The sequence below is a fragment of the Ruegeria atlantica genome, from assembly GCF_013033965.1.
In the GTDB taxonomy this organism is placed as follows: Bacteria; Pseudomonadota; Alphaproteobacteria; order Rhodobacterales; family Rhodobacteraceae; genus Ruegeria; species Ruegeria atlantica_D.
In genome coordinates, this window is the sequence record NZ_WQFE01000009.1 from 143,209 (window position 1) to 165,621 (window position 22,413).

Annotated in this window: 24 protein-coding genes and 1 riboswitch; of the genes, 8 read left to right on the forward strand and 16 right to left on the reverse strand. The window is 57.5% G+C overall.

Annotated elements, in window-relative coordinates:
* Nucleotides 1-14 precede the first annotated feature (14 nt).
* Complete coding sequence (locus tag GOW16_RS16185; RefSeq protein WP_254429813.1) at nucleotides 15-290, reverse strand: DUF6525 family protein; 276 nt, start codon at nucleotides 288-290, stop codon at nucleotides 15-17.
* Nucleotides 291-503: 213 nt separating this feature from the next.
* Between GOW16_RS16185 and GOW16_RS16190 the strand changes: the two genes are divergently transcribed.
* On the forward strand, nucleotides 504-1,979 hold the full coding sequence (locus GOW16_RS16190) for a sulfatase-like hydrolase/transferase (RefSeq protein WP_170416862.1): 1,476 nt from the start codon (nucleotides 504-506) through the stop codon (nucleotides 1,977-1,979).
* 56 nt (nucleotides 1,980-2,035) lie between these two features.
* On the opposite strand, the gene GOW16_RS16195 is transcribed toward GOW16_RS16190, so the two are convergent.
* Nucleotides 2,036-3,715 (reverse strand): tryptophan halogenase family protein, encoded by a 1,680-nt coding sequence (locus tag GOW16_RS16195; RefSeq protein ID WP_170416864.1) that lies wholly within the window; start codon nucleotides 3,713-3,715, stop codon nucleotides 2,036-2,038.
* 181 nt (nucleotides 3,716-3,896) lie between these two features.
* Nucleotides 3,897-4,421 (reverse strand): hypothetical protein, encoded by a 525-nt coding sequence (locus GOW16_RS16200; RefSeq protein ID WP_170416866.1) that lies wholly within the window; start codon nucleotides 4,419-4,421, stop codon nucleotides 3,897-3,899.
* Between the two features lie 218 nt (nucleotides 4,422-4,639).
* On the opposite strand from GOW16_RS16200, the gene GOW16_RS16205 reads away from it, so the two are divergent.
* Nucleotides 4,640-5,119, forward strand: a complete 480-nt coding sequence (locus tag GOW16_RS16205; protein ID WP_170416868.1) for a YHS domain-containing (seleno)protein — start codon at nucleotides 4,640-4,642, stop codon at nucleotides 5,117-5,119.
* Nucleotides 5,120-5,149: 30 nt separating this feature from the next.
* Here GOW16_RS16205 and cmk read toward each other — a convergent pair whose 3' ends face one another.
* From cmk to miaB, 10 genes are all read right to left on the reverse strand, one after another.
* Nucleotides 5,150-5,776 (reverse strand): (d)CMP kinase, encoded by a 627-nt coding sequence (cmk, locus tag GOW16_RS16210; RefSeq protein WP_170416870.1) that lies wholly within the window; start codon nucleotides 5,774-5,776, stop codon nucleotides 5,150-5,152.
* Nucleotides 5,777-5,781: 5 nt separating this feature from the next.
* Nucleotides 5,782-7,134, reverse strand: coding sequence for a 3-phosphoshikimate 1-carboxyvinyltransferase (gene aroA, locus GOW16_RS16215; protein ID WP_170416872.1), 1,353 nt, complete (start codon nucleotides 7,132-7,134; stop codon nucleotides 5,782-5,784).
* A gap of 68 nt (nucleotides 7,135-7,202) precedes the next feature.
* Nucleotides 7,203-7,913: a tRNA (guanine(46)-N(7))-methyltransferase TrmB gene (gene trmB, locus GOW16_RS16220; protein ID WP_170416874.1), complete on the reverse strand. Its 711-nt coding sequence runs from the start codon at nucleotides 7,911-7,913 to the stop codon at nucleotides 7,203-7,205.
* A gap of 102 nt (nucleotides 7,914-8,015) precedes the next feature.
* Nucleotides 8,016-9,197 carry a methionine adenosyltransferase gene (metK, locus tag GOW16_RS16225; RefSeq protein WP_170416876.1) on the reverse strand — a complete coding sequence of 394 codons (1,182 nt, stop codon included), beginning with the start codon at nucleotides 9,195-9,197 and terminating at the stop codon, nucleotides 8,016-8,018.
* A 5-nt stretch (nucleotides 9,198-9,202) separates the two neighbouring features.
* Nucleotides 9,203-9,251, reverse strand: a riboswitch (SAM-SAH riboswitch).
* A 42-nt stretch (nucleotides 9,252-9,293) separates the two neighbouring features.
* Nucleotides 9,294-10,790, reverse strand: coding sequence for an apolipoprotein N-acyltransferase (gene lnt, locus GOW16_RS16230; protein ID WP_170416880.1), 1,497 nt, complete (start codon nucleotides 10,788-10,790; stop codon nucleotides 9,294-9,296).
* Nucleotides 10,787-11,674 (reverse strand): hemolysin family protein, encoded by an 888-nt coding sequence (locus tag GOW16_RS16235; RefSeq protein WP_170416882.1) that lies wholly within the window; start codon nucleotides 11,672-11,674, stop codon nucleotides 10,787-10,789. The genes lnt and GOW16_RS16235 overlap by 4 nt, the downstream gene beginning before the upstream one ends.
* A 36-nt stretch (nucleotides 11,675-11,710) precedes the next feature.
* Nucleotides 11,711-12,205, reverse strand: coding sequence for an rRNA maturation RNase YbeY (gene ybeY / locus GOW16_RS16240; protein ID WP_170416884.1), 495 nt, complete (start codon nucleotides 12,203-12,205; stop codon nucleotides 11,711-11,713).
* A 33-nt stretch (nucleotides 12,206-12,238) separates the two neighbouring features.
* On the reverse strand, nucleotides 12,239-13,261 hold the full coding sequence (locus tag GOW16_RS16245) for a PhoH family protein (protein WP_170416886.1): 1,023 nt from the start codon (nucleotides 13,259-13,261) through the stop codon (nucleotides 12,239-12,241).
* Nucleotides 13,262-13,417: 156 nt separating this feature from the next.
* The gene (locus GOW16_RS16250; RefSeq protein ID WP_368039919.1) at nucleotides 13,418-14,182 is read right to left on the reverse strand and encodes an outer membrane protein; all 765 of its coding nucleotides are present in this window, start codon (nucleotides 14,180-14,182) and stop codon (nucleotides 13,418-13,420) included.
* Between the two features lie 183 nt (nucleotides 14,183-14,365).
* Nucleotides 14,366-15,685, reverse strand: a complete 1,320-nt coding sequence (gene miaB / locus GOW16_RS16255) for a tRNA (N6-isopentenyl adenosine(37)-C2)-methylthiotransferase MiaB (protein WP_170416890.1) — start codon at nucleotides 15,683-15,685, stop codon at nucleotides 14,366-14,368.
* 120 nt (nucleotides 15,686-15,805) lie between these two features.
* Here miaB and GOW16_RS16260 point away from each other — a divergent pair, with 120 nt between their 5' ends.
* Nucleotides 15,806-16,669 (forward strand): hypothetical protein, encoded by an 864-nt coding sequence (locus GOW16_RS16260; RefSeq protein WP_170416892.1) that lies wholly within the window; start codon nucleotides 15,806-15,808, stop codon nucleotides 16,667-16,669.
* A 29-nt stretch (nucleotides 16,670-16,698) separates the two neighbouring features.
* Here GOW16_RS16260 and GOW16_RS16265 read toward each other — a convergent pair whose 3' ends face one another.
* On the reverse strand, nucleotides 16,699-17,496 hold the full coding sequence (locus GOW16_RS16265; RefSeq protein WP_170416894.1) for a phytanoyl-CoA dioxygenase family protein: 798 nt from the start codon (nucleotides 17,494-17,496) through the stop codon (nucleotides 16,699-16,701).
* 85 nt (nucleotides 17,497-17,581) lie between these two features.
* Between GOW16_RS16265 and GOW16_RS16270 the strand changes: the two genes are divergently transcribed.
* The gene (locus GOW16_RS16270) at nucleotides 17,582-18,472 is read left to right on the forward strand and encodes a LysR family transcriptional regulator (protein ID WP_170416896.1); all 891 of its coding nucleotides are present in this window, start codon (nucleotides 17,582-17,584) and stop codon (nucleotides 18,470-18,472) included.
* Nucleotide 18,473: 1 nt separating this feature from the next.
* Here the strand turns inward: GOW16_RS16270 and irrA are convergent, their stop codons facing one another.
* Nucleotides 18,474-18,890, reverse strand: coding sequence for an iron response transcriptional regulator IrrA (gene irrA, locus GOW16_RS16275; protein ID WP_109312620.1), 417 nt, complete (start codon nucleotides 18,888-18,890; stop codon nucleotides 18,474-18,476).
* A 188-nt stretch (nucleotides 18,891-19,078) separates the two neighbouring features.
* Here irrA and fabA point away from each other — a divergent pair, with 188 nt between their 5' ends.
* The 4 genes from fabA to GOW16_RS16295 are packed head-to-tail and all read left to right on the forward strand — an operon-like array spanning nucleotide 19,079 to nucleotide 21,894.
* A complete protein-coding gene (gene fabA / locus GOW16_RS16280) occupies nucleotides 19,079-19,588 on the forward strand; it encodes a bifunctional 3-hydroxydecanoyl-ACP dehydratase/trans-2-decenoyl-ACP isomerase (protein ID WP_170416898.1) in 510 nt (169 codons plus the stop codon).
* A 31-nt stretch (nucleotides 19,589-19,619) separates the two neighbouring features.
* Nucleotides 19,620-20,849 (forward strand): beta-ketoacyl-ACP synthase I, encoded by a 1,230-nt coding sequence (gene fabB / locus GOW16_RS16285; protein ID WP_170416900.1) that lies wholly within the window; start codon nucleotides 19,620-19,622, stop codon nucleotides 20,847-20,849.
* Between the two features lie 5 nt (nucleotides 20,850-20,854).
* Nucleotides 20,855-21,646 carry an enoyl-ACP reductase FabI gene (locus GOW16_RS16290; protein ID WP_170416902.1) on the forward strand — a complete coding sequence of 264 codons (792 nt, stop codon included), beginning with the start codon at nucleotides 20,855-20,857 and terminating at the stop codon, nucleotides 21,644-21,646.
* Between the two features lie 59 nt (nucleotides 21,647-21,705).
* Complete coding sequence (locus tag GOW16_RS16295; RefSeq protein WP_170416904.1) at nucleotides 21,706-21,894, forward strand: hypothetical protein; 189 nt, start codon at nucleotides 21,706-21,708, stop codon at nucleotides 21,892-21,894.
* Between the two features lie 18 nt (nucleotides 21,895-21,912).
* On the opposite strand, the gene GOW16_RS16300 is transcribed toward GOW16_RS16295, so the two are convergent.
* Entirely contained in the window at nucleotides 21,913-22,341 is a 429-nt protein-coding gene (locus tag GOW16_RS16300; RefSeq protein WP_170416906.1) for an FKBP-type peptidyl-prolyl cis-trans isomerase, read from the reverse strand.
* Nucleotides 22,342-22,413 lie beyond the last annotated feature (72 nt).

Consider the following 22,413-nt stretch of genomic DNA (forward strand, 5'->3'; position numbering starts at 1 on the left):
GGGCTCGGCGTCCATCAGGGTCGCTGCGCTGTGCCCCAGACCCGTGCATCCCGTTGCAGCATCGTTTGCTCGATCGCGTTCAAACGCGAATAGGCTTCTTCGGGATCATGTGAACCGCCAACTATGTCCCAAACTCGCAGAGCCGATGCCGGGCTCCACGGCAGACAGGCCGCGGCAAGCCACTTTCGCAAATCGGCGGGCAACGCATCATAGGCCTCCATGGGTGAGCCCGCACGGCGACGGCGTTTGATCTGGCTGCGCAGGTTTCGGTTCTTTCTACGATCAGTCATTGCGCACTCCATTCACTGGTGCGCAAGAACCCAATCTGTACTGTGTTCATAGATATTGTCATGCTCGCCCAACCTTTTGCTATGTTATTACATCAAGATAATTTGAGCGCAACCATCACCTTTAAGCGAATCACCTAATTTCTGCGATGATTGTCGCGTTTCGAACAGCAAAGCCTGAGGCAAGTGCAAAGCTTGGAAAAGCCGGAGGATTCCATGGGCCAACACCTGAACTTTCTTGTCATCATTTCGGATGAACACCGCAAGGATGCGATGGGGTGTGCGGGCCATCCGATTGTCAAAACGCCCAATTTGGACGCACTCGCCGCGCGCGGTACAGTATTCTTGTCCGCCTACACGCCGTCACCCATGTGCGTCCCCACTCGGGCTGCATTGGCGACCGGTGATTGGGTTCACACGACAGGCAACTGGGATAGTGCCACGCCCTATAACGGACACCCACGCAGTTGGATGCGGCAATTGCGAGATGCAGGTCGCGAGGTTGTTTCCATTGGAAAATTGCATTTCAGATCCAACGATGACGACAACGGTTTCTCGCAGGAAATCCTGCCGATGCATGTGGTCGGAGGCGTTGGCTGGGCCGTAGGTCTTCTGCGCGAGAACCCACCTGCCTACGATTCGGCATCAGAATTGGCGAACGATGTGGGCATTGGGCCCAGCACCTATTCCGATTACGATCTGGACATTACCACGGCGGCTGAGACCTGGTTGACCGATCCCGAGCGCCAGAACCAACCCTGGGCAGCGTTCATGTCGCTGGTCAGCCCACACTATCCTTTAACTTGCCCCAAGGAATGGTACGACCTTTACGATCCCGAACAGATGGACTTGCCAGTCGGATATGGCAAAGGGCTGCCCGATCATGAAGAGCTGCGCAACATCGCCGCGTTCTTCAACTACGACGACTATTTCGACGAGCAGAAAATGCGCGAAGCCAAGGCGGCCTATTATGGTCTGACCTCATTTATGGATGACTGCGTGGGCCGTATCCTAAAAGCCCTGTCTAACAGCGGCCAGACAGAGAATACGGTTGTGATCTATGTCTCGGACCATGGTGACATGATGGGGGATCAAGGGTTCTGGACCAAACAGGTGATGTACGAGGCAAGCGCAGGCATCCCGATGATCGCAGCGGGCCCGGGCATTCCGGCGGGGCGGCGTGTCACGACGTGCACCAACCTGACGGACATCGCCGCAACCGCTCGGGACGTTTGCGGGGTCGAAGACGACGACGGCAACGCCCGTCAACCCGGCATCTCTTTGATGGGGCTGGCAAATGCCCCGGACAACCCTGACCGGACCGGGTTCAGCGAATATCATGATGGCGGATCGAAAACCGGCAGTTTCATGGTGCGGTGGGGTAACTGGAAATACGTCTACTACGTCGGACAGCCCCCGCAGTTGTTCGACCTGTCAACCGACCCGCACGAAAAGATCAATCGCGCGCACGACCGGGCGAATGACCCAATGGTGCAGGCGGCATTGATCGAGGGGGAACGCCGCCTGCGCGAGATATGCGATCCCGAAGAGGTCAACGCCCGCGCCTTTGCCGACCAGCGCAAGAAGATCGAAGATCTTGGCGGAGAAGACGCCTGCCGCACCGCCTACGTGTTCAATCACACGCCCACCCCGTCCGAACAGGAAAAGCTGAGCGAAGGACCTGCACTTTAGTTTAGGGCCTTCGCTCTTTTTGCGGATACCTGATCAAGGCAGAGCGCTGGGAATGTCTAGAACAGTTGCAGATCTTTCCTACCGCTTTGGATTTCGGCGAGGTTGGGCATGTTCTGGACCGCCACGGGCGCAAGCTGTTCGCCCGGCATCGCAACCGTCGGTCGCGCTACCTTGCCAAAAGTTGGTTTCTCCAACTCTCCGCGGATGTCACGCAACAACGTTTTGTGATCGGGCATCGTTTTGAGTATCTGCGAAAGATCCACTTTTGCGCCCTTACACCATTGGAACCAGATCGGTCTTTTCAATGGCCGCAGGCGATCCCGGATGCCGGTTCCATAGCCGGTGTCATAGACCTGTTTGCCCAACAGAACCGTTTGGTAAACGCGGAAGTTAAACAGCGTTGCAAACTCGATATCATGTTCCATGGGCAAGCGGTGCTGCCACAACTCAAGGTTCTCGGCTAACCGATCCGGGATTTTCATCTCGGTGCGTGCGTCGATCCAGTATTGGTCGTCCGTGCGGTTGCCCAACCGGTAATGCAGGCAGATAAAATCCAGAACCTCGTCATAGAGCTTGTTCATCTGGCGATTATATCTGTCCCGCAGTGACGACTCGATGTCCCGCGTCGGCAGGTGCTCGGCGAACCAGCGAATTGCGTGATCAATCATGTGGATTGCGGTGCTTTCCAATGGCTCGATAAACCCGCCGGACAGACCGATTGCCACACAGTTCTTGACCCAGGCATTGCGCACGCGCCCGATGCGCATCGGGATCACGCGCGGTGTCAAACCCTTGCCGCTATCCCCCAACCATTCAAGATATTCATCCGCCGCCTGATCATCCGTCCGATGCGCGGATGAGAAAACATAGCCCGTGCCCACACGGTTGTAGAGTGGCACCCGCCATGTCCAACCGGCGCCTAATGCAGTGGACCGAGTGACGCTTTCGATCTTGTCCGGATCCGGATGTTCGATCTGCAGCGCCATGGCGCGATCGTTCGGCAGATAGTCCGAGTAATCCATAAACGGCTCACCCAGAGCTTTGTTGATGATCAACCCGCGGAACCCGGTGCAATCGACAACCATCTCTATGTCGTGGCGGCCTTTGTGCTCTAGTATCAGGTGGCTGACGTTGCCCTGTTCGTCCAGCTCAACCGCTTGCACCTCATCCTGAATATGCTCTACGCCGCGCTTGGTGCAGATTTTGGTGAGCATGCCGGCAAACTTCACAGCGTCCAGATGATAGGCGTAGCCAAACCGTTGCTCAAACTCGGGCTGACCTAACTGTCGTGCGCCTTTGCACAGGCGTGCCAGGTCGTCATGTGGTGAGATGGACTGTGTAAAGTCCCGGTCCCCATTGCCAAAGCGCAGGAAGTACTCGGCGGCCTCCAACCCCTCGAGCATCTGGCCGTGGGCAAAGGGGTTCACGTAATCTATGCGATCACCCTTTGCGTCCTTGTTCCAATTGCAAAACTTAACACCCAGCTTGAACGACGCGTTGGTTTCGCGAAAAAAATCCCGCTCAGATATACCCGCCTGACGCAGCGTGACTGGCATGCGTGGCACGGTTGCTTCGCCGACACCAACGGTCGAAATATTGGGGCTTTCGATCAGGCAGATACGCGGGCGATCCTTGGTCGCTGAGGTGCGCGATAACACCATATCCAAGATCAGCGCGGTCATCCAACCCGCCGTTCCACCACCGACGATGGTGATTTTACTCAAACGATTTTTCATGTTTCTTCTGTCCCTGTTGGCTTTAGGGATTTTTAGCTGCTGCCCCTTTTTTGTTTGGGGCTTGTAAGGCAGCATTCCCTTTTAGCTTAAAAGAGACTATAGCAGCTTTCCTTCATCCAGCTAGGGCCAATGACGCAACGATCTGTACTCGAATGGGACTGGATCGAGCCTCAGGCGAGACTCAGATTTCTTCGCCCTTTTTCAGAAGCTCTTCGATCAGATCACGCTGCAGATCATGGCTGTCGCCCCCACCGAATTCCGCCGCGCCACCGGAGTACAACGTTCCATAGGTCTTGGCGATATTCACGGTCTGGGCCAGCCCAGAGATCAATTGGTTCTTGTCCAGCCGGGATAACGGATGGATGAATGCCGCCCATAACGTGCCATTCGCGATCGCATAACGCGCGTCCAAAGTGCTGTCAAAATTTGCCTGCATCATGCGTTGAAGATCTGCGGGCGACAATTCCGTGGCACTTCCAATTGCGACCATCGCCCGCATCCGGTCAGCATTGGTATCCGTAACGACCAGTACCGTCAGGTCCGAGACCTTCAGTTCAAACCCCGGTCCGAACGGCTGTGCGTCGGGGTCGAGCGCAAAAATGATCTTTCCCAACCGCTCATACGTCATCGGAGGTTCCGGCTCGGCGGCCTCTTGGGACAATGCGCTTCCGGCGAGGAAAATCATCAATACGGCTAGTCGGATCATGGTAACGCTCCTGCAGGCTATAGGCCGACAATAGGGGCCAGCCGCAGACCTGACCAAACAAAGCTTAGTGAGGTGGTCCCTCAGGGCAACCACAGCTTTGGACGATCTGCAAGATACTTGGGGCTTCCTGCGATAGCTCGTTCAGAAACTTGTTCCTAGCTTTGGATCAGCGGCCGGATGACCCGCCGGCCCAAGCCTGAGAAAGAAAGGAAACACAAATGAAGTCTCTCGTTCTGACCACTCTGATCGCCACCCTGCCCCTGATCGCGGCCCCGGCCTTTGCCGCAGATGAGATCAATGTATCAAACGGCATTTCCGCCGCCGGTGCACCGCTTGCCGCGCACGGGGTCGATCTGGTGGCCCTCGTCAACGACGGCAACCCAGTCGACGGCTTTGCCAACCATTCGGCGACCTATGACGGCGCATCATACTACTTCACCAGCGCTGCCAACCGCGAAGCGTTCGAGGCCAACCCTGCCGCCTATCTGCCCCAGCATGGCGGGTTCTGTTCTTTCGGCGTTTCGGTGGGCAAAAAGTTTGACGGCGACCCGGATCAGTATCTGGTCGCAGACGGCAAGCTGTATCTGTTCCTGAACGCGGACACTCGCGCGGCGTTCCTGGAAGATGTCACGACCACATCCAAAACCGCTGACGATCAGTGGTCAAAGATCAAAAACATCGCGGTCGGCGAGCTGTAATCTGCCTGTTTTAGACCAAGGCCTGCGCGGTTACGTCCCCGCAGGCCTTTTTGTTTCAATGACCTCGATGGCTTTTGCCAGGGCGGCTTCGATGCTCAGGTCTGATGTATCCAGCAAGACGGCGTCTTCTGGCGGTTTCATGGGCGCGGTGCTGCGCTCGGCATCCCGTGCGTCCCGCTCTTTTACGTCCGACAACACTTGTTCACGCGTGACATCGCTGCCCTTCGCGCTGAGTTCAAGGTAACGGCGCTCGGCCCGAACCTCGGGGCTGGCTGTGACGAACAGTTTCACCTCGGCCTCAGGACATATCACCGTACCGATATCGCGGCCGTCCAGAACAGCGCCGCCGCGGCGGCGCGCAAATGCCCGCTGGAAATCAACCAACGCGGCGCGGACCTCGCGGATCACGGCTACTTTTGAGGCCGCCTGCGCAATCTCCGCCGTGCGCAAATCGCCTTGTTCCAGTTCTTCAGCGGTTAGTGCCTGCGCAGCCGCAATCGGTTCCATCCCCTGCAATGTCCGGCGTCCGACCGCGCGGTACAAAAGCCCGGTGTCCAGATGTGCGAACCGAAACCGGGCCGCGAGTGCTTTGGAAATCGTGCCCTTCCCCGCCGCCGCAGGTCCGTCAATGGCGATTGTAAACTGCGATTCCGACATTGAACCTACCGATTATTGCGTTGCAGTTTCGCACCCAATGTGGCCATCAAAGGCTCGAAAATCGGGAACGACGTGGCGATCGGACCCGCATCGTCGACAGTGACACCCTTTTTGGCGCCCATCCCCAAAATCATGAACGACATAGCGATCCGGTGGTCCAGAAAGCTCTCGCACGTGCCGCCACCTGGGACATTACCGATGCTCAACCCTTCGACTGACCACCAATCATCACCTTCTTCGACAGTTACACCGTTGGCGCGCAGGCCACGGGCCATTGCGTCGATCCGGTCACTTTCTTTCACGCGCAGCTCTTTTACGCCGCCCATCATCGTGACGCCCGTGGCGTTGGCCGCAATCACGGACAATACAGGGTATTCATCGATCATCGAGGCCGCGCGTTCGGGCGGCACGTTGATCCCCTTCATATTTGGCGAATACTTAGCCCGCAGATCGGCGACGGGTTCGCCCCCCTCTTCGCGCTCATTCTCATAGGTCAGATCTGCACCCATCTCGCGCAGCGTGGTGAACAAACCAGCGCGGGTGGGATTCAGACCGATACCCGGCACCAGAACGTCCGACCCCGGCGTGATCAGCGCGGCACAGACCGGAAACGCCGCGCTGGACGGATCGCGTGGAACGGCAATGATCTGCGGTTTCAACTCGGGGCGACCGGTCAGAGTGATAACCCGGCCTTCATCAGTGTCCTCAACGGTGATTTCCGCGCCGAAGCCTGCCAGCATACGTTCGGAATGGTCGCGGGTGGCTTCTTTCTCGATAACCACAGTTTTGCCCGGAGCGTTAAGCCCGGCAAGCAGTACTGCGGATTTCACCTGAGCCGACGGCACCGGGACCTCGTATCGCACCGGTGTCGAGTCAGCGGCCCCAACGATGGTCATCGGCAGGCGTCCCCCAGAGCGGCCCACCGATTGCGTGCCAAACAGCGCCAGTGGATCTGTGACCCGCGCCATCGGGCGTTTGTTCAGGCTGGCATCGCCGGTAAAGGTTGCCGTGATCGGACAGGTCGCCATCGCGCCCATGATCAAACGAACGCCAGTGCCTGAGTTGCCGCAATCAATCACCTGATCGGGTTCGGCAAATCCACCGACACCTACACCGTGCACGGTCCACTCACCGCCACCGTGATCGGTGACCTCGGCCCCAAAGGCGCGCATGGCCTTGGCGGTGTCCAGAACGTCCTCGCCTTCCAATAGGCCCGAGATTTTAGTCTCACCCACGGCCATCGCCCCCAGGATCAACGACCGGTGCGAGATCGACTTGTCGCCGGGTACCTCTGCCGTGCCGGTCAACGGGCCGCAGGGATGCGAGGTCATCGGGATGGGCGTGCCGTGTCCGGACATGGGGGCTCCTGTTTTCGCTATCAGTCCAAGGCGAATTAGCGAATTGGGGCCGGTTGGTCCAGCCGCAATCAGCCTTTGCGGCGGAAGGTCAGATAATGCGGCGTGCGGCCCTCGCGTAGGGCTTTCTGTTCATAGCGGGTGGAAATCCAATCCTCCCACGGCTCGCGCCAATCTTGGGGACGCTCAGCAAGCCATTCGAACCCGGCGCGAGGCACCTCTTCCAGAGTCTGGCGCACATAGTCAGGAATGTCCGTGGCAACTCGGAAAATCGATCCCGGCTTCAGCGCGCGGGCCAACGGCTCCAGATGTTCCTGCGTCACGAAACGGCGACGGTGGTGCCGTGTCTTGGGCCAGGGGTCCGGGTACAGCAGGAAGGCGCGCGAGATGCTGGCCTCGGGCAGTACATCGAACAAATCGCGCGCATCGCCCGGATGCACGGCCAGGTTTTCGACGCCCGCTTTACGAATTTTTCCCAACAGCATCGCGACGCCGTTGATATACGGCTCGGCCCCGATGATCCCGATATCCGGGTTGCTTGCGGCCTGATGCACCAGATGCTCACCCCCGCCGAAGCCGACCTCAAGCCAGACGTCCTTGCCACCGAACAGCGCGTGCAAGTCCAACGGATGGCGTTCTGGATTGGTTTCCCAGTCCACCGCACCGGGTGACAATGCATCAAGGTCTTCGTTCAGATACGTCTTTTGGCTGGGCTTCAGGGTTTTCCCTTTGAAGCGGCCATAAAAGTTTCTGCGCGGGCGTTGTGGGGTCTGGGTGCTCATGGCGGTGGCCATACTGCGACGCCGAGGTTGGTTCAAGAGGGGCGTGGCAATCACCGACCCTTAAAAAAGCGCGCCGCTATTGGCGCGCTTTATCGTTTTGGGTCAGACGGCAGCTTTCAACGCATCGACCAGATCGATGCGTTCCCAGCTAAAGCCGCCATCCGCATCGGGCTCACGCCCGAAGTGGCCATAGGCTGCGGTACGCTGGTAGATGGGCTTGTTCATTTGCAGGTGCTGGCGGATGCCGCGCGGTGTCAGGTCCATTACCTGACCAACGGCATTCTCGATTTCAGCGTTCGAGATTTCGCCGGTTCCGTGCGCGTCTGCATAGATCGACAACGGCTTGGATACGCCGATCGCATAGCTCAGCTGGATCGTGCAGCGTTCCGCCATCCCGGCAGCAACCACGTTCTTGGCCAGATAGCGCGCGGCGTAAGCGGCCGAGCGGTCTACTTTGGTCGGGTCTTTGCCCGAAAACGCGCCACCACCATGGGGTGCGGCACCGCCATAGGTGTCCACGATGATCTTACGACCGGTCAGCCCGGCATCGCCGTCGGGACCGCCGATAACGAACTTGCCCGTAGGATTGACGTGCCATTCGGTTTCGTTGCTCAACCACCCATCGGGCAGGGTTTCACGAATGTAAGGTTCGACAATCGCACGGATGTCGGCCGAGCTCAGCGTTTCGTCCAGGTGCTGGGTCGACAACACGATCGAGCTGACGCCCACTGGCTTACCATCGCGATAAACGACCGACAGCTGCGATTTCGCATCTGGGCCAAGCGCGGGTTCGCTGCCATTCTTGCGTACTTCGGCAAGGCGACGCAGGATCGCGTGCGAATACTGGATCGGTGCTGGCATCAGAGCCGGCGTTTCCGTTGTCGCATAACCGAACATGATGCCCTGGTCACCGGCACCTTCGTCCTTGTCTGCGGCTGCATCGACGCCTTGAGCAATATGCGCAGACTGTTCATGCAGCAGGTTTGTCACCTCGACAGTTTCGTGGTGGAACTTGTCCTGCTCATAGCCGATATCTTTGATACAGGCGCGGGCGATCTCATCGATGCGGCCCATGTAATCGTGCAGCTTTTCCTGATCAGACAGACCTACTTCACCGCCGATGACAACCCGGTCGGTCGTAGCAAAGGTTTCGCACGCCACGCGCGCTTCGGGTTCTTCATTAAGAAATGCGTCAAGTACGGCATCGGAAATCCGGTCACAGACCTTATCCGGGTGCCCTTCGGAAACGGACTCCGAAGTAAATGTGTAGTTCTGTCGGGACATGAATGTGCTCCATTGAGATTTCCCCATCACGCCAGGAAGCCGTTGCGATGAGCATGCAACGGGATACGCACCAAGAAACACAGCGTCAATCCGAAATTACTGCTGATGTCCTCTAGCGTTGCGCCAAAACAGCGCAAAGAGCGCCAACAGCACGACGAAGACCGGGCCATCACCCAGTCGGGCGTACACCGTCGGGGCCAGCGGGTTCGGCAATGTCGCATCGACAAAACCAGCCTGCCCCAGCGGCAGGGCCTGCGTGATCCGGCCCAGCGGGTCAATCATGGCGGACACACCGGTATTGGCCGACCGCATCATTGGCAGCCCTTGCTCAATCGCGCGCATTTGGGCCTGTGCCAGATGCTGATACGGCCCCGAGCGCGTGCCAAACCATGCGTCGTTGGTGATCTGCAACAGAAAATCGGCGCGACCCGGCGCCGACAAGACGTCCTGTGTAAAGACCGCCTCGTAGCAAATAAGCGGCAGTGCCTTTCCCAGCTTGCCAGCGTCCATCAGCGCCGCGCCGGGTCCGGCGCTAAAGCCGTTGCCGGTGGTGGCGGCCATGCCGTAGACCCCGAACCGCGCCAACACCTCACCAAACGGGACATATTCCCCGAAGGGTGCCAGGTGGTGCTTGTCGTACAGCCCCTGCTGCCGGCCATCCTCATCCAGATAGATCATCGAGTTGTAGATGCGCGGGCCGTCCCCCCTTTGAATACCCAGAAATACCGGGGTTCCCTCCGCCGCGTCGGCGATTGCGGCCAGATAAGGTTGCGCGCTGCCCAGCCACGCAGGAACCGAGGTTTCCGGCCAGATAATCAAATCCGGTTGCGGTGCTGCGGCCGTGAACTCAACCTGACGGGCAAAGAAAAGCGGGGCGTAGTCCGGATCCCACTTCTGGTGTTGCGGCGCGTTGGGCTGAATGATGCGCACGACATGGTCGGTTTCTGTAACCACTGGGCGCGACGTAGAATAAACCAATGCTAAACACGCGGCTCCGACAGTCAGGCTTAACGGCGCGACATAGTCATCGCGCTGCGACAGCGCGGCCCCAAGTGGCAAAGTCGCCAGCAAAGTTACCGCACCCAGCCCATATGGCCCGAACAGGGACAAAAGCTGAGCCACCGGTGTGTCCACCCAAACCTGCGCCAGCCCAGCCCAAGGGAAACCTGTCAGAACATACCCTCGGGCTAATTCCAGAAGGGATATCGAAAGCGCCAGAAACACAGCCTGTGATACAGCTTGGCCGTCATGGCGTCGCACCAGCCAAAAGGCAAGCGCCCAAAACAGCGCGAGGCCGCCCGCCATGAACGTCAGCGCAAATGGCGCCATCCATGCGTGACGCTGGGCATCAACAAGGAACGGCTCGACAATCCAACTAAGTGCATGCGCGAAATACCCGGTCGCAAAGGCCCACCCCACCCAAGCTGCCCTCGCCCGCGTCTCGGTCGTCAAAAACAAGGGCGACAGCAGGACTAATGCAATCACGGTAGCTGGCCAAATACCAAATGGGGCCAACCCGAACGCCGCGATCGCGCCCAGCAGCGCCGCGAGCACTAATCGCAACCAAAACGGCCAACCCCGCGCAGGGTTCATTCAACGCGATCCGGTAACATGACACGCAGGCGCTTGATCCGGCGGGGATCGGCGTCCATCACCTCGAACTCAGGACCCTCGGGGTGCAAGACAACCTCACCTCGCGCAGGAACGCGACCCGACAGCATAAAGACCAACCCGCCCAACGTGTCGATTTCTTCCTCGTCCACGTCTTCGTGACTGGTCAGAGAACGCCCGATCTCGGCCTCGAACTCTTCCAACGGAACACGGGCCTGCACAACATAGCAACCGGGCTTTTCCTGAACCCAAAGCTGGCCCTCGTCGGCATCGTGTTCATCGGCGATTTCGCCAACCACCTGTTCGATCAAGTCCTCAATCGACACAAGACCGTCAACGCCACCATATTCATCGATCACCAACGCCATATGGCGACGTTCGGTCTGCATCTTAGTCAACAAAACGCCAATGGGCATTGATGGCGGAACAAACAGCAACGTGCGCAGCATCGAGACCAGGTCGAACTCTGGCCCCGAGCCGTTGAAACCGTGCGTAAGCGCAAAATCCTTTAGGTGAACAAACCCCAAGGGCGTATCGAGTGTTCCCTCGTAAACCGGGATACGGGACAGACCACTGTCGCGGAAGACCTGCGCCAGCTCATCCTTGCTAATCGTTGATGGCACGGACACGATTTCTGCCGTGGGAATGGCTACATCCTCGACCCGCATGCGCCGCAAGTTGATCATGCCGCGGGGCTGAACCATGTCGACCTCATGTCCATTGGCCGCGTTGACCTCATCGTCGCTCTGCGGCGAGAACGCGTCCACTATTCGAGAAAAGAAACCAGCTTTTTCGCTGCCATTTTCACCGCTGTCCTTCGGTTGCGCGCTATGCGCCGCCATAGAACTGCCGTCTGTATCGCCCATAATCCTGTTCCAAATGATCGGCCAATCCGGCCCTTACTATATATTATATGGGTCATCTATACCCATTTTGCCAAGTATCTCGACTTCGAGACCTTCCATCAAAGTAGCGTCAGGGTCACGGATGTGATCATAACCCAGCAAGTGCAACGTTCCATGGACGATCAAATGTGTGACGTGATCGTCCATGCTCTTGTCGGCGTCAGCCGCTTCGCTTGCGCAGGTATCAAAGGAAATCGCAATGTCGCCCAGTGCAATTTCGCCTGTGAAATCTGGCATAGGAAGTGTCGGTCTCTGCCCCGCTTTGTCAGCGGCCAGATCTTCGGCCGGCCAACTGAGCACATTGGTCGGTGTGGGCTTTTCCCTAAATTCGGCGTTCAGGTCTGCAATTCGCGCATCATCACAGGCCAGCAGGCTTATTTCGCACAAATCAGCGTCCAGATCGCAATAGTCCAACACTGCCTGAATAGCGCGCGTCGCCAACGGCTCCAGCCCCTGCCAGCGGGCATCCTCAATCGTCAGTTCAAGGTTCATGTCACCACGCCCAAAGCCTGCGGCCGTTGACGATTATCCCGTCTCACGGCCCGAGTCGGCCTCATACGCTTCGATAATGGCGGCGACAAGCGGATGGCGCACAACATCCTTGGACGTGAAATAGTTGAAGCTGATATTCGGGATCGTACTCAGCAAACGTTCGGCATCCGCTAGCCCAGATTGAACGCCGCGCGGCAGGTCGACCTGTGAGCGGTCGCCGGTGATCACCATCCGGCTTCCTTCACCCAAACGCGTCAGGAACATCTTCATCTGCATCGTGGTGGCGTTTTGCGCCTCATCCAGAACAACAAATGCATTCGCCAGCGTCCGCCCCCGCATGAAAGCCAGCGGCGCGATTTCGATTCGCTTTTCTTCAATCAGCTTGGCCAGCTGCTTGCCGGGCAGAAAATCGTTCAGCGCGTCGTACAAAGGCTGCATGTACGGATCGACTTTGTCCTTCATGTCGCCGGGCAGATAGCCCAGCTTTTCGCCAGCCTCTACAGCGGGTCGGCTCAGGATGATCCTATCTACATGGCCGCCGATAAACATCGATACACCGGCGGCGACAGCAAGGTAGGTCTTACCGGTACCAGCGGGACCAATCCCGAAGGCCAGTTCGTTCTGAAAAAGAGACTGAACGTATGCCTTTTGCGCATCCGTGCGCGGCTCAACCAGTTTTTTGCGTGTCTTGATTTCGACGGTGCCGCCCTTGAACATCTCAAGCTGGTCACCATCGCGGCTACCGGTTCCCGTCTCAGAACCGCCCATCCGCAGTTCGCGGTCCACATCGGCGGCTTCAACATCGCGCCCGCCTTCAAGACGGGTATACAAAGCCTGCAAAACTTCGATGGCTTGCTTTTGGGCGTCTTCATCCCCCATCACAGCCAGCTGATTCCCGCGGCGCACGATCTGGACGGACAGCTTTTGTTCGATATCAGTCAGATTGCGGTCATATTCTCCGCACAGGTCTATCAACAATCGGTTATCTGGAAACTCAACAAACGCTTCGCGCTGAGGTATTTCATCTTGCGGTGGGGTAAGGGCACCGATGGCCAATCCGCTCTCCTGTCTTGGCGTTTCATCCCAAGCGTAGACAGGAACACTTGGTGGGCGCAAGCCACAGTTTCATTTTTTCCCGCCCGGATGACAAAACCGCCGATGCACCCCGCATAACGAGAAGTGTCAACAAGCGCAGCTGTTTCAAGTGAACTGTCAGAACCGGTAGTTCAAGCCTAGCTTCAAACCGCGGTATTTCGGCGTCGACCTGGTCGAGGTTCCGTTACCAAAATCCACGTTTTCCGCGCTGAACTGGACATATTCATATTCGCCGCTGATCGACCAGTTTTCTGTCAGATTATGCTCGACCCCGATGCTGGCGGAAAACCCGTTCCGTCGGCCGCCACTTTCAAAAAACTGAGAGCCCCCTCCGGATGACTGCCTGCTGGTTGTGGTAACGTCGCCATTCACATAACCAGCTGACACAAAGTACAAAACGGTACCGCTTTTGTTGGTCAAACCATTGCGGAGTCGAATCGAAAACACGTCTGATATTTCCGACCCGCCTGTGACCGGTTGCCCCCCAATCTGGTTAGTCGCGTCATCACTGAGCGAGCCGAATTCATATCCAAGCTCGACCCCATAAACATAGTCGCGACCGCCGCGCGCTGGCAAAACGCCGCGCCACCCTGCGCGCACGCCGCCCAGTGTGCCGCTCAGGTCCAAGTCGCCAACTTCTGAGGTTCCGCTGGGTCCGGTCAGGCCAAATCGATCGTCGCCCCCAAACGCATAGGCACCTGTTGTGCCCAGATAAAAGACACTGACGTCACTGCCGAACCGTTTTGGATTGATGACAATAGGATCAGAAACACCTTGATCCAGATTGCCTGCTGTGGTCACGCCGGGAAACACCGAAAAAGCGAATGCGGCGGTCAGGGCGGATGTCAACAACCGCCCGGTTAAACGTTTCAAAGTCTTCACTCGTACCCTTTCCATTCACCGACCTGCTCATCCCATCGGCAAGAGATAAGGTTTTCTAAGGGCCCAAAACAACAAGCCCCTAAACAACCTGATTTTCTCGGAACATAATTCCGAGTAATAAATCAAGGGTAAATTTGGAATTAACAAAACCGTATGGTTTCCAAATTCTGAATAACGGATGCGTTACCGCAACGCGCCGGCCAAGGAATTTGCGCCCGATGAGGTAATCCGTACATCCCGCAATTCGCCCACGGCGACATCGGCGTCGGACACGTGAACCGAATGAAGATACTCGGATTTTCCGACCATCTGCCCTTGCAGGCGACCAGGTTTTTCAAACAAAACTTTGACGTTTCGCCCAACCATCGCGTCCTGAATTTCGCGTTGGTGACGGGTGATCAACGCCTGAAGACGCTGCAAGCGGTCATCTGCCGCCTTCGGATCAACCTGAGACCTCTCTGCGGCCGGGGTTCCAGGGCGCGTCGAATACTTGAACGAATAGGCGTAGCCGTATTTGACCTCTTCCACCAGATCCAGAGTGGCTTGAAAGTCCTCTTCGGTCTCTTCCGGGAACCCGACGATAAAGTCACCGGACATCACGATATCCGGACGTGCGGCGCGGATACGCTCAATCAGGCGCAGATAGCTCTCGGCGGTGTGGCTGCGATTCATCCGCTTGAGGATACGGTCTGACCCCGATTGAACCGGCAGGTGCAGATAAGGCATCAGCTTTTCGCAGGTCCCGTGCGCTTCGATCAGGTCATCAGCCATGTCGTTAGGATGCGACGTGGTGAACCGGATTCGCTCCAGCCCATCGACTTTGTTCAATTCCCAAATCAAACCGGCCAATGTCATGTCACCGTTTGGGCCAGCCCCGTGATAAGCGTTGACGTTCTGCCCCAGCAGAGTGATTTCGCGCACACCGCGTTCAACCAGGTCGTTTGCTTCACGCAGGATGCGATCCGCCGGGCGGCTGACCTCTGCACCACGGGTGTAAGGCACAACACAGAAGGCACAGAATTTGTCACAGCCTTCCTGCACCGTCAAAAATGCGGTTGGTCCGCGCTTGGCCTTGGGACGACCTTTGAGTTTCTCGAATTTGTCCTCTTCGGGAAAGTCGGTGTCCAGAGCCTTTTCACCGGCACGCGTCTTGGCCTCCATCTCGGGCAGACGGTGATAGCTTTGTGGTCCCACGACCAAGTCCACCATGGGTTGGCGGCGCATGATCTCTTCACCCTCGGCCTGCGCGACACATCCGGCAACGCCGATCTTCAGATCGGGTTTTTCGGTCTTCAACCCCTTGAATCGGCCCAGTTCCGAATAGATTTTCTCAGCCGCTTTTTCCCGGATGTGGCAGGTGTTCAACAGGATCATATCCGCGTCATCGGGAGTTTTCGTTTCCACGTATCCCTGGCCACCCAACGTTTCCGCCATACGCTCGCTGTCGTATACGTTCATCTGACAACCATAGGTCTTGATGTACAGCTTTTTAGGTTCTGACATGAAAACGGCCTTTGCATTCGCGGGACCGGCGTCGTCTATACCCAACGAACGCCGCTTGCAATGCCGACGCGATTACCCGATTTTGGCCCGAAACTCCAGCAAGGCGGCGGCGGACAGGCAATGCAATACAAATCCCTCGACTCTTTCCTGCAAACGGGCCAAGCCGCTTTGGCAAAAGGTCCACTCGCGTTGGTTTTTGTCGAAGATGACGTGGAAATTGACAGTACCATCCGCCACCATCTGAATCTGGGCTTCAAATCCCTGATTGTGTTCATGCCGCCGGCATTCGCACTGGACCCCAAGCTTGAGGATCGTGTTCACCGCGTCCCTCTCAGCTGCGTCCCGCGCACCGTCGTTTTTGAGACGATCAACCGAATCATTCAGGCTGCGCCCAGTCTTTGGATGTATTACTGCTACAATGCCGAATACCTTTTTTTTCCCTTTTGCGAGACGCGCACGATCGGCGAAATGCTGGCGTTTCACAACGAGGAACGCCGGGATTCGATGCTGAGCCATGTCGTCGATCTTTATGCCGAAGATCTGAACGAATTCCCGAATGGTGTCGCACCGGAACACGCGATGCTGGATCGCACTGGGTACTTCGCCCAGGCACGGCTTGATTTGAAAAAGCACCCGAAGGAACGCCAGTTGGATATGTCCGGCGGGCTGCGGTGGCGGTTCGAGGAACATGTACCCTCGCAAAGCCGCCGAATTGACCGGATCGCCCTATTCAAATCCAAGAAAGGATTGGAGTTACGACCGGACCACACGTTCAACGACGAAGAATACAACACCTATTCCTGCCCATGGCACCACAACCTGACCGCTGCAGTGTGCTCGTTCCGGGCCGCAAAAGCCCTGAAATCCAATGCCGGGTCGACCTTCGACATTGCGACGTTTCACTGGCGCAATTCGATCCCGTTCGAATGGTCGTCAAACCAATTACTTGAGATGGGGCTGATCGAAACGGGACAGTGGTTCTGACCCGTTTCTTTGGCCTGTTTGGTGTCGGATCACCGACGCAGCAAGATCGGAAACCAATCCTCGCGCAAGCGCTGACCCGGATCCATGTCGTGCCCCGGAAACGGCGGGGATGTCCGACCTGGCCGTTCAACATAACGCGCATCGTCACCGACCAGACGCAGTGAAAACGCGCGGCGGCGGCTGTTGGATTGATTTCCCCGCGCGCCGTGCAGCGTTCGATAGTTGAAGGCGACCGCGTCGCCCGGCTCCATCTCGAACTCGACGACCTTCATTCCTTCCGCATCCGGGTCCGGAACGGGAATGTACTGGCCTTCGTCGGGAAAGAACCCATCCTCGGACACCCAACGGGTCGGCAGAACCTCTTTCTCCCACCGATGCGAGCCTGCGACACAGCGCAACGTGGCCCGCGTGACCGGATCAAGAGGTGACCAAAAGCTGATCGTCTGCTGACCTTCAACGAAGTAGTACGGACCGTCCTGATGCCACGGCGTGGCCATCGAGGTTCCGGGTTCTTTGACCAAAACATGGTCATGGAACATTTGCACTGTTTTGGACCGCATCAAATCGGCCGCAACTTCTGCGGCTGGAGACCCGTGCACAACCGACTGAAATTGCTCGATCCGGGACCAGTTGCAATAATCGTCGAAGAAACGACCTGTCTCGCCTTCTTTCTTGTTCTCAGATGCATAAGGTCCCGGCTCTGCCATGTTCGCAGCTACCCCTTCGCGTAGGGTTTCAACGTGATCGGCAAACAACCCCTTGATCAGGACCACGCCGTCCTGCTGATAGGTGTCGATCATCTCTTGCGTAACCAGAGGGTGCGTCATGTCTTTCTCCGTGCCGTGGTTTATCGATCTGCGCATAGATAACCCCTCTGTTCAAATAATATCTTTCTAAAGTAGGTTTAATTTCATGTTATATATTTCACTTCGCCAATACGAATACATCTGTGCGATCGGTCGTTTCGGAAGCTTGTCTGCTGCAGCGCAACAGCTGAACGTGTCACAACCGGCGCTGTCCACAGCCCTGACGCGTGTCGAATCGCATCTCGGTCATCCGCTGTTCACGCGCAGACGCGGCGCTGCCATGGCGCTGACCCCGCAAGGGCGCAGCTTTATCGAAGACGCGGAAGCCCTGCTGGCCAGCGCAGCGCAACTTGAAAAAGCCGATCAGGTCAGTCCGACCAAGGCGCAACTGCGGTTGGGTTGTTTCGTGGATTTGGCCCCGTTTTTGCTTGCCAAAGCGCTGCGCCCTTTGCGTGCGGCCCTGCCGGATTTGACCATCTCATACAAAGTGGATGGGTTCGAAGGGCTGATATCTGACCTGATAGACGGTCGCATTGATCTGGCGTTGACATATGGCCTGAGCATGGATGCCGGGTTTCAACAGCAAATTCTGTTTCCCAGTAGGCCAAGTGCCATTATGGCCCCGGACCACCCACTGGCGGGTGCTTCGTCCGTTTCACTGAGCGAACTGGCAGGCCATCCGCTGATCCTGTCGAACGAAGGCCTTTCCGCGCAGCACGTTCTGGGGCTATTCCGGCAAAACGGATTGCGGCCCTTGGTGGCCCACCGGGCGGCAACGCTGGAAATCCAGCGCAGCCTTGCTGCAAACCACGAAGGTATCGCAATTAGCTATGCCAACCCGCCTTCGGACTTCAGCTATGATGGAATGCCTTTGATCAGTCGCAGGGTCCTCGAAGATATCGCCGCAGAATCTGTGGTACTGGCGCGCCACGGTACCGGTCCCGCAGACCCGAATACCGCACAGGCGGAACAGATTTTGATGGAACTATTGGCCTGAATTACTTTTTCCGCAGGCGGATCACCACGTCGACCGACGCGATTTCAACGCCCTCTGGTGCTTCGGGCAACCGTTGGATCACCAGCTGGTCTGATGGCGCATCGCTCAGGCGGCTTTCGTCTTCCCAGAAAAAGTGTGGGTGATCGTGCGTATTGGTGTCAAAATAGCTTTTCGAACCATCAACCGTGATCTCTTGCAGTACTCCGGCCTCACAAAAAGCACGCAGCGTGTTGTAGACGGTTGCCAGAGATACCGCATCCCCGTTCTTCTTGGCCGCCTCAAACAGGCTTTCGGCGGTGACATGCCGGTGGCGACCGTCTCCGACCAGAAGCTCGGCCAAAGCGACACGCTGGCGCGTTGGGCGCAGCCCGGCGTCGACCAACCAATCCGTGGCTCTGTTCTGGCTCTGAGGTGTCATCAATCCGAAACCTAATTGTTGCTGCCCCATATATAAGTGCTGTGTTCGGGTAATTTCAAATGAAATTCATTCGCAAAGAATGTCGTCTGCACAACAGGATGTGACGTGGCGCTCTTGCAGGACCTTGCATACGGGTGCTAGACGAGGCCAGATATAACGAACGGACCCCTGGCAGGAGAGGCGGCAGAATGGCCCAATACCCGAGCAGCTTTGACAAGGACGATCTGCTGAAATGCGCCCGTGGCGAATTATTCGGTCCCGGCAATGCGCAATTGCCTGCTCCGCCAATGCTGATGATGGACCGGATCACCGACATCTCGGCCGACGGTGGCGCACACGGCAAAGGCCATGTTTTCGCCGAGTTCGACATTACACCAGACCTGTGGTTCTTTGACTGCCATTTTCCCGGCAACCCGATCATGCCCGGCTGTCTGGGCCTTGATGGCCTATGGCAGCTGACCGGTTTCAACCTGGGCTGGCGCGGCTGGCAGGGGCGTGGCATGGCCGTAGGCGTCGGCGAGGTCAAACTGACCGGTATGGTCCGCCCTGACCGTAAAATGCTGACCTACAAGATCGACTTCAAAAAGGCGATCCAGACCCGCCGCCTGACCATGGGTGTGGCGGATGGTATCGTCGAAGCGGACGGTGAAATGATTTACGATGTCAAAGACATGAAAGTCGTTCTATCCGAAGCCTGAGCCTGACCGGCCCGAAATAAGGAGCACGCACATGCGTCGAGTAGTTGTCACCGGTCTGGGGGTCGTGTCCTCCATCGGGAACAATGCCCAGGAAGTATTGGCCTCTCTAAAGGCTGGCAAGTCCGGCATCGAAGCCAACGAGCAGATGGTCGAACACGGCTTTCGCAGCCGGATCGCCGGAACGCTCAAGATCGATCCGGCCGAGCACGTAGACAAGCGGACTCTGCGCTTTATGGGCCCAGGTGCCGCCTATGCTCATATTGCAATGAACCAGGCGATTGCCGACGCAGGGTTGACCGAGGATCAGGTCGTGAACCCCCGCACCGGCTTGGTAGCCGGTTCCGGCGGCCCGTCGACCAGCGCAATGCTGACCGCGCATCAAACCGTTCTGAAAACGGGCGCAACCAAGCGCATCGGCCCCTTCGCAGTGCCGAAATGCATGTGTTCGACGATCTCGGCCAATCTGGCGACCGCGTACAAAATCAAAGGTATCAACTATTCGATCACCTCGGCCTGTTCCACTTCGCTGCATTGTATCGGCAACGCAGCGGAACAGATTATGCTGGGCAAGCAGGACGTCATGTTCGCAGGTGGCGGCGAAGAACTGGACTGGACGCTGTCCTGCCTGTTCGACGCGATGGGCGCGATGTCGTCCAAGTACAATGACACCCCGGAAAAAGCATCCCGTGCATTCGATCAGAACCGCGACGGGTTCGTCATCTCGGGCGGCGGAGGGATCGTCGTTCTTGAGGATCTGGAACACGCACTGGCCCGCGGCGCAAAGATTTACGCCGAAGTGACCGGTTACGCAGCCACATCGGATGGCCACGACATGGTGGCGCCCTCTGGTGAAGGCGGCGAGCGTGCGATGCGCCTGGCCCTGTCCACACTGCCCGAAGGCCGCAAGGTCGGTTACATCAACGCCCACGGCACCTCGACCCCGGTCGGAGACGTTGGCGAGGTTGAAGCCGTCCGCCGCATCTTTGGTGAAGGCAACGTGCCCCCGATCTCATCCACCAAGTCGATGACCGGACACGCGCAGGGCGCGGCTGGCGCGCTTGAAGCGATCTTCTGCCTGCTGATGCTGGACAATGATTTTATTACGCCGTCGATCAATGTCGACACGCTTGCCGAAGGCATTCTGCCCGGTGAAATTGCAACTCAAGTAGTTGAAAACGCAGGATTGGACAGTGTTATGACCAACAGCTTCGGCTTTGGCGGCACCAACGGGTCCATGATTCTGTCGAAGTATAACGGGTGAATGTAATGTCGGATCTTCTTAAAGGTAAACGCGGCCTGATCATGGGCGTGGCCAATGACCGCTCGATTGCGTGGGGCATTGCCAAGGCCATGCATGAGGCCGGTGCCGAACTGGCATTCACCTATCAGGGCGAAGCTTTCGGCAAACGCCTTGAACCGCTGGCCCAAAGTCTGGGCAGCGATTTCATGGTGGACGCGGATGTCACGGATGACGCCTCGCTGGACCGTGCGTTTCAAGAGCTTGGAGCGCGCTGGCCCACTATCGACTTCGTGGTCCACGCCATTGCCTACTCGGACAAATCCGAACTGACAGGCCGTTTCCTGAACACTACACGAGCCAACTTCAAGCACTCGCTGGATGTCTCGGCCTATTCCTTCATTGAGGTCGCGCGCCGCGCTTACCCTCTGATGCAAGAGAATGGCGGCACGCTGCTGACCCTGACCTATCAGGGGTCGAACAAGGTGGTGCCGAACTACAACGTGATGGGTGTGGCCAAGGCTGCGCTGGAATCTGCGACCCGTTATCTGGCCAACGATCTGGGTCCTGAGGGTATTCGCGTCAACGCGATCTCTCCCGGCCCGATGAAGACGCTGGCCGGTGCAGCCATCGGCGGTGCCCGCAAGACCTACAAGTTCTGTGATCAGAACGCGCCCATGCGCTCGAATGCGACGCTCGAGGCCGTTGGCGGCACTGCAGTTTACCTCACATCGGATGCAGGTGCATGCACGTCGGGCGAGATCATCCGCGTCGATGGTGGCTTCCACGTTCTGGGCATGCCGCAACCCGATCACATGTGACCCGATCTTTCCCTGCCGGTGCCAAGATTTGAACATCTTTCACCGGCAGGGATATCGGCATGAGCAAAGCCGAACATATCCTTACCAGCAACACTCGCAGTATCCGGTCGCGCCGCAGATCCGGGTTTCTGGGCGCGCGCGGCATTGTCGCGCTTTTGGCCCTGATCACTCTATTGTTGTTTGTGTTCTTCACACAGCCGCAAATGCGGGAAACCGTTGAAACTTGGATCAGCCTCATTTCAGGCTGATCCGACACAGTTTTCGGGTCAGTTGACCGAAACGACCTCGATATCAAAAATCAGATCCTGCCCGGCCAATGGGTGGTTGGCATCCAGCGTGACCGTTGCCTCGTCGGCGTCGACCACGGTCACCGGCACCGCCTGCCCATCCGGGGTTTGCATTTGCAACTGCGTGCCGGGTTCCAGCGGGATATCATCGGGAATCCCTTCGCGAGGGATTTGTTGCCGCGCACCCGGATTGATCGGCCCATAAGCGTCAACACAGGCGATCTCGACGCGTTTCTTGTCTCCTACGTTCAGACCAGGCATCGCCGAATCCAAACCGGGAATAATCTGGCCCGAGCCAACGACGAATTCCAGCGGGTCGCGTCCATCGGAACTGTCAAAGACGTTTCCGTCCAACAGCGTTCCTGTGTAGTGGATGCGAACCGTGTCGCCTTGTTTGATTTCGGTCATATTGGCCACCGGCCTCTGAATGGGTTAAGCGATCAAACCTAGGAGGTCACACGCTATTGTAAACCCCGCCCT